The sequence below is a fragment of the Escherichia sp. MOD1-EC5495 genome (assembly GCF_002965965.1).
In the GTDB taxonomy this organism is placed as follows: domain Bacteria; phylum Pseudomonadota; class Gammaproteobacteria; order Enterobacterales; family Enterobacteriaceae; genus Escherichia; species Escherichia ruysiae.
Genome location: NZ_PTRI01000011.1, coordinates 91,899 through 105,120 on the forward strand (window position 1 = coordinate 91,899; position 13,222 = coordinate 105,120).

13 protein-coding genes are annotated in these 13,222 nt (G+C 53.2%); 5 read left to right on the forward strand and 8 right to left on the reverse strand.

Translation table 11 applies throughout. The annotated features are described in order from the left end of the window. Nucleotides 1-42 precede the first annotated feature (42 nt). The gene (gene dnaG, locus BEG40_RS10920; RefSeq protein ID WP_000918842.1) at nucleotides 43-1,788 is read right to left on the reverse strand and encodes a DNA primase; all 1,746 of its coding nucleotides are present in this window, start codon (nucleotides 1,786-1,788) and stop codon (nucleotides 43-45) included. A 110-nt stretch (nucleotides 1,789-1,898) separates the two neighbouring features. Continuing rightward, complete coding sequence (gene rpsU / locus BEG40_RS10925; protein WP_001144069.1) at nucleotides 1,899-2,114, reverse strand: 30S ribosomal protein S21; 216 nt, start codon at nucleotides 2,112-2,114, stop codon at nucleotides 1,899-1,901. Between the two features lie 237 nt (nucleotides 2,115-2,351). Between rpsU and tsaD the strand changes: the two genes are divergently transcribed. Further along, complete coding sequence (tsaD, locus tag BEG40_RS10935) at nucleotides 2,352-3,365, forward strand: tRNA (adenosine(37)-N6)-threonylcarbamoyltransferase complex transferase subunit TsaD (protein WP_001264365.1); 1,014 nt, start codon at nucleotides 2,352-2,354, stop codon at nucleotides 3,363-3,365. A 42-nt stretch (nucleotides 3,366-3,407) separates the two neighbouring features. Here the strand turns inward: tsaD and ttdT are convergent, their stop codons facing one another. From ttdT to ttdA, 3 genes are read right to left on the reverse strand one after another with little or no spacing between them, the layout of a single operon-like run. Next, the gene (gene ttdT, locus BEG40_RS10940; protein WP_000804985.1) at nucleotides 3,408-4,871 is read right to left on the reverse strand and encodes an L-tartrate/succinate antiporter; all 1,464 of its coding nucleotides are present in this window, start codon (nucleotides 4,869-4,871) and stop codon (nucleotides 3,408-3,410) included. Between the two features lie 48 nt (nucleotides 4,872-4,919). Then, the gene (ttdB, locus tag BEG40_RS10945; protein WP_000722957.1) at nucleotides 4,920-5,525 is read right to left on the reverse strand and encodes a L(+)-tartrate dehydratase subunit beta; all 606 of its coding nucleotides are present in this window, start codon (nucleotides 5,523-5,525) and stop codon (nucleotides 4,920-4,922) included. Continuing rightward, nucleotides 5,522-6,433, reverse strand: coding sequence for a L(+)-tartrate dehydratase subunit alpha (gene ttdA, locus BEG40_RS10950; RefSeq protein ID WP_105285402.1), 912 nt, complete (start codon nucleotides 6,431-6,433; stop codon nucleotides 5,522-5,524). Before ttdA ends, ttdB begins: the two co-directional genes overlap by 4 nt. A gap of 206 nt (nucleotides 6,434-6,639) precedes the next feature. Here ttdA and ttdR point away from each other — a divergent pair, with 206 nt between their 5' ends. Beyond that, the gene (ttdR, locus tag BEG40_RS10960; RefSeq protein ID WP_000935208.1) at nucleotides 6,640-7,572 is read left to right on the forward strand and encodes an L-tartrate utilization transcriptional activator TtdR; all 933 of its coding nucleotides are present in this window, start codon (nucleotides 6,640-6,642) and stop codon (nucleotides 7,570-7,572) included. A gap of 12 nt (nucleotides 7,573-7,584) precedes the next feature. Here the strand turns inward: ttdR and plsY are convergent, their stop codons facing one another. Next, nucleotides 7,585-8,202 (reverse strand): glycerol-3-phosphate 1-O-acyltransferase PlsY, encoded by a 618-nt coding sequence (plsY, locus tag BEG40_RS10965; RefSeq protein WP_001272796.1) that lies wholly within the window; start codon nucleotides 8,200-8,202, stop codon nucleotides 7,585-7,587. Nucleotides 8,203-8,306: 104 nt separating this feature from the next. Between plsY and folB the strand changes: the two genes are divergently transcribed. Both folB and bacA read left to right on the forward strand, forming a co-directional pair. Further along, on the forward strand, nucleotides 8,307-8,675 hold the full coding sequence (gene folB / locus BEG40_RS10970) for a bifunctional dihydroneopterin aldolase/7,8-dihydroneopterin epimerase (protein WP_001295541.1): 369 nt from the start codon (nucleotides 8,307-8,309) through the stop codon (nucleotides 8,673-8,675). Nucleotides 8,676-8,765: 90 nt separating this feature from the next. Beyond that, nucleotides 8,766-9,587: an undecaprenyl-diphosphate phosphatase gene (gene bacA / locus BEG40_RS10975; protein ID WP_001305111.1), complete on the forward strand. Its 822-nt coding sequence runs from the start codon at nucleotides 8,766-8,768 to the stop codon at nucleotides 9,585-9,587. Between the two features lie 158 nt (nucleotides 9,588-9,745). Here the strand turns inward: bacA and cca are convergent, their stop codons facing one another. Then, nucleotides 9,746-10,984, reverse strand: coding sequence for a fused tRNA nucleotidyltransferase/2',3'-cyclic phosphodiesterase/2' nucleotidase/phosphatase Cca (gene cca / locus BEG40_RS10980; protein WP_105285403.1), 1,239 nt, complete (start codon nucleotides 10,982-10,984; stop codon nucleotides 9,746-9,748). 63 nt (nucleotides 10,985-11,047) lie between these two features. Next, nucleotides 11,048-11,668 (reverse strand): TIGR04211 family SH3 domain-containing protein, encoded by a 621-nt coding sequence (locus BEG40_RS10985; RefSeq protein ID WP_001125317.1) that lies wholly within the window; start codon nucleotides 11,666-11,668, stop codon nucleotides 11,048-11,050. A 241-nt stretch (nucleotides 11,669-11,909) separates the two neighbouring features. On the opposite strand from BEG40_RS10985, the gene ygiF reads away from it, so the two are divergent. Continuing rightward, nucleotides 11,910-13,211 carry an inorganic triphosphatase gene (gene ygiF, locus BEG40_RS10995; RefSeq protein ID WP_105285405.1) on the forward strand — a complete coding sequence of 434 codons (1,302 nt, stop codon included), beginning with the start codon at nucleotides 11,910-11,912 and terminating at the stop codon, nucleotides 13,209-13,211. Nucleotides 13,212-13,222: the final 11 nt, after the last annotated feature.

Consider the following 13,222-nt stretch of genomic DNA (forward strand, 5'->3'; position numbering starts at 1 on the left):
TCGGGGGCTTCCCGATCGCTATTCGGCACTTAAGCCGTTAAATCACTTTTTCGCCAGTTCCTGGTTTAATGTCCAGAGTTCCAGGCGTTCTTCATTGCTTAAACCATGCGTGCGCTCGCGAGCAATTAACTCTTCCTGGCGCAGTTCAAGCAACGAATCAAACATATGGTTGAGTGAGTCGGTGAAGGTTTGCTCAGCAATATTCCTATCTGCTATATCGTCCCACATCGACAGTTTTTCAAGGGTGGCAGCATTATTTGTACCACGATAGTGCTCTAAAAGTTGCCCGGTGGTCAGACCTGGCTGAGAGAGACAAGTGTTGACCAGTTCTCTGAATAAGCCAAGTCCGGGGAGCTTATTTTCATCCAGATTCTCAAGCGGCGGGACTAACGTCGCTAATTCTGGATTTTGCACCAGCAACCCTATAAGTATACGCATGGTCGTGCGTTTTAGCTGCGGAACAGGACGAGAAACGCCGTTCTCTGCTGCTTTCGGCATTAATCGTTCAAGCTGGCTGTCATCAAGGATGCCTAACTTGTTGCCTAATTCCTGACGAAGATAGATGCGCAGCGTTTCTCCTGGCACCTGAGAAATCAGCGGCAGCGCCAGCGTACTTAAACGTGCGCGCCCGTCAGGAGTACTCAGATCAACCTGCGGCATCAGGCTGTTAAACAGAAACGCGGAGAGCGGCATTGCCTGCTCCATTCGCGCTTCAAACGCCTCTTTACCCTCTTTGCGCACCAGTGTGTCTGGGTCTTCGCCATCCGGTAAAAACATAAAGCGTAACTGACGGCCGTCTGTCATATAAGGCAGCGCAGTTTCCAGCGCCCGCCAGGCGGCATCGCGACCTGCACGGTCGCCGTCATAACAGCAAATGACATTGTTGGTCGCACGGAACAACAACTGAATGTGATCGGCAGTGGTTGACGTACCCAGCGATGCAACGGCGTAATTAATACCGTATTGCGCCAGCGCCACCACGTCCATATAGCCTTCGACCACCAACAGACGCTGGGGTTCAGCGTTATCCTGCTGCGCTTCATAAAGACCGTAAAGCTGGCGGCCTTTATGGAAAATATCGGTTTCCGGCGAGTTCAGGTATTTGGGGGTATCGTTGCCCAGCACGCGCCCGCCAAAACCAATCACCCGACCGCGTTTATCGCGAATAGGGAACATCACCCGCTCGCGGAAACGATCGTAACTGCGACCCTGATCGTTGGTGACCAACATGCCCGCATCAATCAATGACTGACGATTTTCTGGATTGCCGCCAAACCGTTTCAGGACGTTGTCCCAGCCGGGGGGCGCAAAACCAATCGCAAAGCGGGCGATGACCTCGTGGCTTAATCCGCGTTTTTCCAGATACTGGCGCGCAGATGTGGCAACAGGTTGTTGTAAAGATTGTTGGTAAAACGTATTCAGACCGTCCATCAACTGATAAAGCGTTTGCCGTTGATGGCGCTCTATCTGGCTGGGGCCGCTGCCTGCTTCAAATGGCACTTCAAGATTGTGCATTGCCGCCAGCTCTTCGACCGTTTCGACGAACTCGAGCTTGTCGTAGTTCATCAGGAAGTCGATCGCGTTGCCGTGCGCGCCACATCCAAAGCAGTGGTAAAACTGTTTCTCACCGTTAACGGTGAATGACGGGGTTTTCTCGTTGTGGAAGGGACAACACGCGTGAAAATTCTTGCCCTGCTTTTTCAGCTTCACACGGGCATCGATCAGATCGACGATGTCAGTGCGCGCCAGCAGATCATTAATGAATACGCGTGGGATTCGTCCAGCCATAGGCCCCGATTTTTAGCAATTCATAAACGAAAATAAGCCGCGCATTCCTTTCGGAAGCACGGCCTTACAACTACAACTCGGTCTGATCGGAGAGCAACGCTCTCAGGGAATTAGTACAGACGAGTGCGGCGTGCGTTTTCGCGAGCCAGTTTCTTCGCGTGACGTTTCACTGCAGAAGCTTTAGCGCGCTTACGTTCGGTAGTCGGTTTTTCATAGAACTCACGACGACGAACTTCCGCCAGAACACCTGCTTTTTCGCAGGAACGCTTGAAGCGACGCAGAGCTACGTCGAACGGCTCGTTTTCACGTACTTTAATTACCGGCATGTGCCTCTCACCTTTGATTAATTCGGTTTGCCGCTGGCATCAACGCCAGCTTATTTCAAAATGGTGCGGAATTTTACTGCAATTGCTGCTGCTTTGTAAAGCACCGCGACCTCTTTTGAAAGGGACTTTTATAAGGGTGAGGAGTATACACGAGGCTTTCTCCAGGGGCGAACAAAGTTTTACATCAACCCGCATTGGTCCTACACTGCGCGGTAATAAAGCGAGGTAAAACAAGTCATGCGTGTACTGGGTATTGAAACTTCCTGCGATGAAACCGGCATCGCCATTTACGACGATGAAAAAGGTTTGTTAGCCAACCAATTGTATAGTCAGGTGAAATTACACGCTGACTACGGCGGCGTGGTGCCTGAACTGGCCTCCCGCGATCACGTGCGTAAAACCGTACCGTTGATCCAGGCGGCGCTGAAAGAGTCTGGTTTGACGGCAAAAGATATTGATGCCGTGGCCTATACCGCAGGCCCAGGATTAGTCGGCGCGCTGCTGGTTGGTGCGACCGTGGGACGTTCTCTGGCATTTGCCTGGAACGTTCCGGCGATCCCGGTGCACCATATGGAAGGGCATCTGTTAGCACCGATGCTGGAAGATAACCCGCCGGAATTTCCGTTTGTTGCATTGCTGGTTTCTGGCGGTCATACGCAGTTAATCAGCGTTACCGGCATTGGTCAGTATGAGCTGCTCGGCGAGTCCATTGATGATGCCGCTGGTGAAGCGTTTGATAAAACCGCGAAGCTGCTGGGGCTGGATTATCCAGGCGGGCCGCTGCTGTCGAAAATGGCGGCGCAGGGTACAGCCGGGCGCTTTGTCTTCCCGCGTCCGATGACCGACCGTCCGGGGCTGGATTTCAGCTTCTCCGGCCTGAAAACCTTCGCCGCGAACACGATTCGTGACAACGGCACCGACGACCAGACGCGTGCCGATATTGCCCGCGCTTTTGAAGATGCGGTGGTCGATACGCTGATGATTAAATGTAAGCGTGCGCTGGATCAGACTGGCTTCAAGCGGCTGGTCATGGCTGGCGGCGTGAGTGCTAACCGCACGTTGCGGGCGAAACTGGCGGAAATGATGAAAAAGCGTCGCGGCGAAGTGTTCTACGCGCGCCCGGAATTTTGTACCGATAACGGTGCGATGATCGCCTATGCCGGAATGGTGCGGTTTAAAGCAGGCGCGACGGCGGATCTCGGCGTTAGCGTGCGTCCGCGCTGGCCGCTGGCAGAGTTACCGGCTGCGTAAAACTCTCAGGTGCCGGAGAGCAATTTCCGGCACCGCCCTCACTTAAAGCAAAACCACGGGCATCCACAGTAAGCCGGTAATCACCAGCAACACGAGGAATATCAGCCCAAAAATCGCCCCCAGTCGCCAGTAATCCACCGTTGGCAGATAACCACTGCCGTAGTAAATCGGACTGGGCCCGGTGGCGTATGGCGTAAGAATGCTCCCCAGACCAATTGCCGCGCCAACCATCAGGCAGAACACCGGCAGCGGGATTTCCGGCATCGCCAGCGCGGCGGCAATCATCATCGGCGCGAGAGCGGAGGTATACGCCGTGGCGCTGGCAAAGAAGTAGCGCAGCAGATAAAACACCACAATCAACGCTACCATCACCATCGTCGGCGAATAACCACTTAAGCTGCCTGCTAACAGTTTGCCAAACCAGCTAATAAAACCGGTGTTGTTGAGTCCGGTGGCGAGGGTTATTAGCGAGGCCAGCCAGAAGAAAACGTTCCACGCCGCTTTATTACTGACAATATCGTCCCAGCTGATAATGCGCAGAAGTAGCATCAGTGCCACCACGCTGTAACCGACCATCGCAGCATCGATATAATCACCGCCGAAAATCCACAGCACCAGCGCGCCCACCATCAGCGCCAGCATCCGTTTTTCACGCGAACAGAGTGGCCCCATCTCTTGTAGTTCCGTCTCTGCCCAGCGCGGCACCTGATCGCCAGACTTCAGCACCGGTGGATACAGCACATAAGCCAGCCAGGGAACCAGCAGAACCAGTAAGATACTGAGCGGCAACATACCGAGGAACCAGTCGCCCCAACTCAGCGTGGCGTGAGATGCGCTTTTCATCAGTCCAATTAACAGCAGGTTAGGTGCCATCGCCGTCAGGAAAATGGCGCTGGTCACGCAGTCGGCAACAATCCCCATCCACATGATGTATGAGCCAATGCTGCGCGAACTGCTGTCGTTCGGCTGTGATTGATAGAGCGGCGGCAGGTTACGGATGATGGGATAGATAATCCCCGCACCGCGCGCTGAGTTGGACGGTGTTACAGGTGCCAGGATCAGCTCGGAGAACATCACCGCATAGCCGAGAAACAGTGTGCGATGCCCCATCTTTTTCACCAGAATCAGCGCGATACGGCGTCCAAGACCGGTTTTTTCATAGCCAGTGCCAAACATAAAGGCGGCGAAAATCAGCCAGATAACCGAATTAGAAAAACCGGAAACCGCCCAGGAGAGGGATTTTGCGGTGAATTTAAAGCCTGGCTGGGCGAGCTGCTCGGGGCTAAACAGCAGCCAGGGCGAGAGAATGGCGATGATGGAGATACCCACCATCGCCACCACGGCACCCGGCACGGGTTCGAGGATCAGCCCAACGATCACGCCGGTAAAAACCGCAAAGTAGAGCCAGGTATGACTCTCCAGCCCTGCGGGAACCGGAAGTAGAGCAATAATGGCGATGACCGCCAGCGGTGCGAGATATCGCCACCATTCAGTGGAAGGTTTCATCGTGTTATGCCTGCGAAGAAGGAGAGGGGGTGAGCCTCTCCGGGAGGGTTATTTGATGTAGTGGACGTGCTCGCAAATCTCTTCCACGATGGGATCGCGGCGTTCGGCGAACAGCTTTTTGTTTTCGGCTATCAGGTTGTTGCCGTGGGTATCAATAGAGACAATCAGCGGACCGAACTCTTTGACCCGGCAGACCCACAGCGACTCCGGCATTCCGAGTTCTGTCCAGTGCACCTCTTCAATCTCTTCCACCTGGGTCGCCGCCAGTACCGCGCAGCCTGCCGGAAAAATTACATGCAGCGCCTTGAATTTCTGGCAACCTTCTTCGGTCAGCGGCCCCATTCCGCCTTTGCCGACCACCAGTTTCACGCCGGTCTGTTCAATAAATTCACGTTCAAAACTTTCCATACGCATACTGGTTGTCGGGCCGACGGAGACCATCTCCCATTTGTCGCCGTTTTTGCGCACGATGGGGCCTGCGTGGAAAATCGCTTTGCCGTTGAGATCGTAAGGGATCGGCCGTTTCAGTTCGATCAAGCGGCGGTGACAAACGTCGCGGCAAGTCACCAGCGTACCGGTCAGGTAGATCACATCGCCGACGCGAATATCTTGCAGATCTTCAGCTTTGATCGGGGTTGTCAGGATCTTTTTCATAACGCGCTCCGGGTGTGAGACAGATTTTCAAAGGAGAGATCGGCATGAACCAGCAGTGTGCCGCGACGATGCGCCCAGCAGCCTGTAGAAACAGCAACGCCGATGGTTGACGGATGGCGAGCGGCAGATTCGATATGCACGCCCATCACTGAACTGTTGCCAGTCAGCCCCTGTGGACCAATCCCCAGACGGTTGAGTCCTTCCTCCAGGCGTAGCTCCAGTTCTGCCGCTTTGGGATTGGGATGGCGGCTGCCAATTGGGCGCAAAATGGCTTTACGCGAGAGTACAGCGGCGGTTTCCACCGAGGTGGCGATGCCTACACCTACCAGTACCGGTGGACAGGCGTTTACGGCGAGGGTGGAGATATTTTCGAAGACGAATTTCACCACGCCTTCGTAGCCTTCCGATGGCATTAACACTTTCGAGCGGCCAGGTAGCGTGCAGCCGCCGCCAGCCATGTAAACTTCGATTTCCGCGTCGTCACCGTCGGGGACGATATCCCAGGTAACCCACGGTACGCCGCTACCGGTATTTTTGCCGGTGTTCACTTCGTCAAAAATTTCCACCGCGTTGTGGCGCAGTGGCGCTTTGACGGTCGCCTCTTCCACGGCTTGCTGAAGAATGCTTTGCAGCTCGCCAAGCAGCGGGAAACGGGAACCGACCTTAACAAAAAACATGATTTCGCCGGTGTCCTGACAGGTCGGGCGATTCAGGTCGATCGCTTTTTGCATGTTATCGAACATCGTGTGGTAGATGATTTTCCCCATCGACGACGTTTCGGCGTCCCGAAGCTGTTTTAGTTTATCCACCACGTCATCGGGCATCCGGGTAGAAATCATGGCGGTAAAGTTAGCGACAATATCCGTCAACTTATTCACTGCCTGTTGTTTATTACATTCGCTCATCATGGCAACTCCAGTTTTTCTATTTGTCTGGAAAAATTCACCGCCACAAACTAACACTAAAAATAGGGTTTTATATTTCTTACCGCCGTGAATATGTAATTAACAGTTCGTGAATCAACACGAAAATAAGAATGAATATTGCGCCAGAGCAGGGAATGGCAATGTTTTGCGAAATACACTGAGCCAGTCAAAATTGCGGATAATTAACGATGCTGAATAGCTGGCCTTTAGCCAAAGACTTGCAGGTACTGGTGGAAATCGTCCATAGCGGCAGTTTTAGTGCCGCAGCGGCGACGCTTGGGCAGACGCCCGCATTTGTCACCAAACGAATCCAAATCCTTGAAAACACGCTGGCAACGACGCTGCTTAACCGCTCCGCTCGCGGCGTGGCGCTGACTGAAAGTGGCCAACGTTGTTACGAACATGCGCTGGAAATCCTCACCCAATATCAGCGACTGGTCGATGACGTCACGCAAATCAAAACGCGCCCGGAGGGGATGATTCGTATTGGTTGTAGTTTTGGTTTTGGTCGCAGCCATATTGCGCCAGCAATTACTGAACTGATGCGCAATTACCCTGAATTACAGGTGCATTTTGAATTGTTCGATCGGCAAATTGATTTAGTGCAGGATAATATTGATCTGGATATTCGTATTAATGACGAAATTCCTGATTATTATATTGCGCATCTTTTGACAAAAAATAAAAGAATATTATGCGCAGCACCTGAGTATCTGCAAAAATATCCGCAGCCACAATCATTACAGGAATTAAGTCGTCATGACTGTCTGGTGACCAAAGAGCGCGATATGACCCACGGAATATGGGAGTTGGGGAACGGTCAGGAGAAAAAATCGGTGAAGGTTAGCGGGCATCTTTCCTCCAACAGCGGTGAGATAGTGCTGCAATGGGCGCTGGAAGGGAAAGGGATTATGCTGCGTTCCGAATGGGATGTGCTGCCGTTTCTGGAGAGTGGCAAACTGGTGCGAGTATTGCCGGAATATGCACAAAGCGCCAATATCTGGGCTGTCTATCGGGAGCCACTCTATCGCAGTATGAAGTTGCGCGTCTGCGTAGAGTTTCTGGCGGCATGGTGCCAGCAACGACTGGGCAAGCCCGATGAAGGCTATCAGGTTTTATAAACCTGACAGAAATTACTCGGGATCTTTTTCGCGCTTTCTTTTGAATTTCGTCCAGATTTTTGTCTCCTGGCGACGCCACAGACGCTGGATGTTGTCATGATGACGCAGCAGGATCAGGCAAGAGAGCATAGAAACCGGGAAGGTAAATTGTGGCTTAAACCACCAGACGTAAAACGGAGCAATCAGTGCGCTGACAATCGCTCCCAGCGACGAGTATCCGCTCAATAGCACGGTCAGTAACCAGGTTCCCGCCATTACTCCGGTGAGATCCCAGCCAATTGGTGCGATGGCACCAAAAGCGGTAGCAACGCCTTTTCCTCCTTTAAATCCGAAGAAAACGGGCCAGATGTGTCCAAGACAGGCGGCGATGGCAATTAAGCCTAGCCAGAAGGGGCTGACGCCTAATTCATACGCGCCCCAGACGGGCAACATTCCTTTCAGAACGTCGAAAATCAGCACTGCTACGGCTGCTCCCTTGCCACCGATACGTAACACATTGGTTGCGCCGGGATTGCCGGAGCCGCTGGTTCGCGGATCGGGCAGCCCACACAAGCGGCAAACCAGAATGGCACTGGAAATGGAGCCGCAGAGGTACGCGATGAGGATCATTCCAGGCGCGATTGCACTCATAAGCTGTTCCGTTTTGAAAATTCGTGTTCAACGATGAATCTGTGGATAATACGCACATTTCGCCGGAAGTGGTATCCGGTTAGCCAAAAAGCAGGCAGGACGTGATGGATATTGTATTTATAGAGCAACTTTCGGTAATCACCACTATTGGTGTTTACGACTGGGAACAGACCATCGAACAGAAGTTAGTGTTCGATATCGAAATGGCATGGGATAACCGTAAAGCGGCGAAAAGTGATGATGTGGCGGATTGCCTCAGTTACGCTGACATTGCAGAAACGGTGGTCAGCCACGTCGAGGGCGCGCGTTTTGCGCTGGTGGAGCGCGTGGCTGAAGAGGTGGCGGAGCTGCTGTTAGCACGCTTCAACTCGCCGTGGGTGCGTATCAAACTCAGCAAGCCAGGTGCAGTGGCGCGGGCGGCGAATGTTGGCGTCATCATTGAGCGTGGCAATAATCTGAAAGAAAATAATTAATTTTACAGCTGTTAAACCAAACGGTTATAACCTGGTCATACTGCAGTAGTTCGGACAAGCGGTACATTTTTATAATTTAGGGGTTTATTGATGAGCGATATGCACTCGCTGCTGATAGCGGCAATATTGGGTGTGGTCGAAGGATTGACAGAATTTCTGCCGGTATCCAGCACGGGCCATATGATTATTGTCGGTCATTTGTTGGGGTTTGAGGGCGACACGGCGAAAACCTTTGAAGTCGTGATCCAGTTAGGATCAATTCTGGCTGTGGTAGTGATGTTCTGGCGGCGTCTGTTTGGCCTGATTGGCATTCACTTTGGGCGTCCGTTGCAGCACGAAGGAGAAAGCAAAGGTCGGTTAACGCTGATCCACATTTTGCTGGGGATGATCCCGGCGGTGGTGTTGGGACTTTTATTCCACGATACGATTAAGTCGTTGTTTAACCCGATAAATGTGATGTATGCGCTGGTCGTCGGCGGTCTGTTGCTGATTGCCGCCGAATGCCTGAAGCCGAAAGAGCCGCGTGCGCCGGGTCTGGATGATATGACCTATCGTCAGGCGTTTATGATTGGCTGTTTCCAGTGTCTGGCGCTGTGGCCGGGTTTCTCCCGCTCTGGGGCAACTATTTCCGGCGGGATGCTGATGGGCGTGAGCCGCTACGCCGCTTCTGAGTTCTCGTTCCTGCTGGCGGTGCCGATGATGATGGGCGCAACGGCGCTCGATCTCTACAAAAGCTGGGGCTTCCTGACAACCGGCGATATCCCGATGTTTGCCGTTGGGTTTATCACCGCCTTCGTAGTGGCGCTGATTGCGATTAAAACCTTCCTGCAATTGATTAAGCGCATTTCGTTTATCCCGTTCGCCATTTATCGCTTTATTGTGGCGGCTGCGGTGTACGTAGTGTTCTTTTGATTCGGAGCAGGCCCGGTTTTCTCCCTCGCCCTTTTAGGGAGAGGGCCGGGGTGAGGGTAATTGTTCGCTCTGGTACTGGCCTGTTCCCCTCACCCTAACCCTCTCCCCAGAGGGGCGAGGGGACAGTTCGCGCTAACTTTTAGTTATATATCCAACACTTACTCAGGTTTTGGGCAACGTTGTTCCTTCCAGCTGGCTACCGCCGCAATCCGGCGTCGGGTCAACTCTTCGCGAATCTCCACGCCTTTAAATCCCGCTTCAACGACCGCTTTTGTCGGTACTGACTGCGCCACTTCCCACGCTTCACGTAACCAGCGCCCTTGCGGGTAATCAGCCGCTTCAAAGCCGGTTCTGCCGCGCACGTCGGCCTCGCTGGTCAGCGCCAGTTGCTCGACACGCTGCGGTTTACGCCAGGCATCGATGGAATCAAACAATTTGACGATGGTTTTTGGGTTCAGCATTGGGAAGGTGTGGATGAGATCGTGAAACTCAGCCACCAGTTTGGCTAAATCGCGAATTTCATTTGGCACCCGCAGACGCTGACATAGTTGTTCCACTAACTTCACGCCCGCCGGACCGTGACCGTGATGACGCGGCCAAAGTTCTGGTGGAGTCAGCCCTTTACCGAGATCGTGGCATAACGTTGCGAAACGGACATCGACCTGCGGACTCAGCATCGCCGCCATTGAGAGCGTCATTAAGGTGTGAATACCCGTGTCGATTTCCGGGTGCCATTTCGCCGGAGCGGGGACACCAAACAACGCGTCGATCTCCGGGAATAAAACGCGTAGTGCGCCGCAATCGCGCAGTACCTGGAAGAACACCTGTGGATTGCGGGTGGTGAGGGCGCTTTCCGTCTCTTTCCATACCCGTTCAGGCGTCAGGTGTTCCAGTTCACCCGCATGGGTCATCTCGCGCATCAGCGTCAGAGTTTCATCGGCAATACGAAAACCGAGGTGGGCATAACGCGCAGCAAAACGCGCCACGCGCAGAACGCGTAACGGATCTTCGCCAAACGCGGGGGAAACATGGCGCAACAGACGATTTTGCAGATCGCTCAGGCCGTTGTACGGGTCGATAATCTTGCCGTTATCATCCTGAGCCAGTGCATTGATGGTCAGATCGCGACGCTTAAGATCATCTTCCAGTGTGACATCTGGCGCGGCATAACAGGTAAAACCGGTATAACCGGAGCCGGATTTCCGTTCGGTACGTGCCAGCGCATACTCTTCATGGGTTTGCGGATGCAGAAAAACGGGAAAATCGCGGCCTACCTGCTGGTAGCCCGCGTCGAGCATCTCCTGTGGCGTACTGCCGACCACCACCCAATCTCTGTCTTTGACCGGTAGCCCTAACAATGCATCCCGAACCGCACCACCGACCAGATAAATCTTCACGCCATCTTCCCTTCGTCAAATACACAATTCCTAATAATAAGACAGTGCAACGAAGAAGGCGATTTAGTTCATCCAGCGATCTTTACGTTTGCGCGTTGGGATCAGGTGCGGTAATACCAGACCGAGCAGCAAGCCAAGTCCCAGCACACCGCCGCCATACATAAACCACTGCATGATGATGGTGCGCTGTTTGTCATCCAGCTGAACGCTGGCGGCATCGACTTTTTTCTGCGCGACAATCAGTTCGTTTTTCAGCTTCTGATTTTCTTCTTTTAACCCGTTGATCACACTGTCGCTCTGCGCCACTTTTTGCTGCATTTCTGCGGTGCGCTGATTCCAGGTGTTATCGATATTGGTGAGCTTATCGGTCAGGGTTCTGACCTGATTTTCCAGATCTGGCACGCGGGAGCGCAGGCTTGGCTCAGTGCTCAGTTGTTTCAACGGGATCCAGGCGGTACGGCCGGAGCTGTCTTTCACCTGGGCATAATTGGTGTTGGCGTCAGTTTGTAATAATGTCACTTCTTCACCGGCGTTCACGGTGCCCACGAGGCGATAATGATCTCCCGGACCACTGCGAACCCAGGTGTTCAGTTCGTCAGAAACATAGCGTTTTTCTTCCGCGTGAGAGACGGCAGTGGCGCTAAGCGCGAGTAAAGTTAGTGCGATCAGGCGTAATTTTGGCATCAGGCTGTCGTTATTGTCATGGAAAGTGGAACGATAGTAGTGGCATCAGTGTTGCTGCGCAAAGCATTCGGTATCAATCAGAATCCTCTGTGTCAGGTTTTGCCACTGTCTCAAACTTTTACGCCCGTCAAAATGCTCGTTGCATGGCAATTTGGCGCAAAATACTATCTACTGACAAAAAAGATCGCATTTAGTTCGCCGTTCATCGTCACTTATGTGACATAACCGATAAGTAAAGGCCATGGCTCAGGAAATCGAATTAAAGTTTATTGTTAATCACAGTGCCGTTGAGGCGTTGCGTGACCATCTCAATACGCTGGGCGGCGAGCACCATGATCCCGTGCAGTTACTGAACATTTACTACGAAACGCCGGATAACTGGCTGCGTGGGCACGACATGGGGCTGCGTATTCGTGGCGAAAACGGTCGCTATGAGATGACCATGAAAGTTGCCGGACGGGTAACAGGCGGATTGCACCAGCGCCCGGAATATAACGTGGCATTGAGTGAACTGACGCTCGATCTGGCGCAGTTACCGACGGAAGTCTGGCCAAACGGTGAGTTACCTGCCGATCTCGCGTCCCGCGTGCAGCCGCTGTTCAGCACCGATTTTTATCGCGAAAAATGGCTGGTGGAGGTCGATGGCAGCCAGATTGAAATCGCTCTCGATCAGGGCGAGGTGAAAGCGGGTGAATTTGCTGAACCTATCTGTGAGCTGGAACTGGAGCTGCTTAGCGGTGAAACGCGCGCGGTGCTGAAACTGGCGAACCAACTGGTATCGCAAACCGGATTACGCCAGGGCAGCCTGAGCAAAGCGGCGCGTGGCTATCATCTGGCGCAGGGCAATCCGGCGCGTGAAATCAAACCGACCACCATTTTGCATGCTGCGGCAAAAGCCGATGTGGAACAGGGGCTGGAAGCGGCGCTCGAGCTGGCGTTAGCGCAATGGCAGTATCATGAAGAACTGTGGGTACGCGGCAACGATGCGGCGAAAGAACAGGTGCTGGCAGCCATTAGCCTGGTCCGTCATACGCTGATGCTGTTCGGTGGCATTGTGCCAAGGAAAGCGAGCACTCACTTACGTGACCTGTTGACCCAATGTGAAGCGACGATTGCTTCTGCAGTTTCTGCCGTGACGGCGGTCTACTCTACCGAAACGGCAATGGCGAAACTGGCGTTGACTGAGTGGCTGGTCAGCAAAGCCTGGCAGCCGTTTTTAGATGCCAAAGCGCAGGACAAAATGAGCGATTCCTTTAAACGCTTTGCCGATATCCATCTTTCCCGCCATGCCGCTGAACTGAAAAGCGTTTTTTGCCAACCGTTGGGCGATCGCTACCGTGACCAGTTACCACGTCTGACGCGTGACATTGACTCAATACTGTTGCTGGCGGGTTACTACGATCCTCTCGTTGCGCAAGCCTGGCTGGAGAACTGGCAGGGACTGCGTCACGCCATTGCGACCGGGCAACGCATTGAAATTGAACATTTCCGCAATGAGGCAAACAATCAGGAACCGTTCTGGTTGCACAGCGGAAAACGTTAATCAGGCAAGGA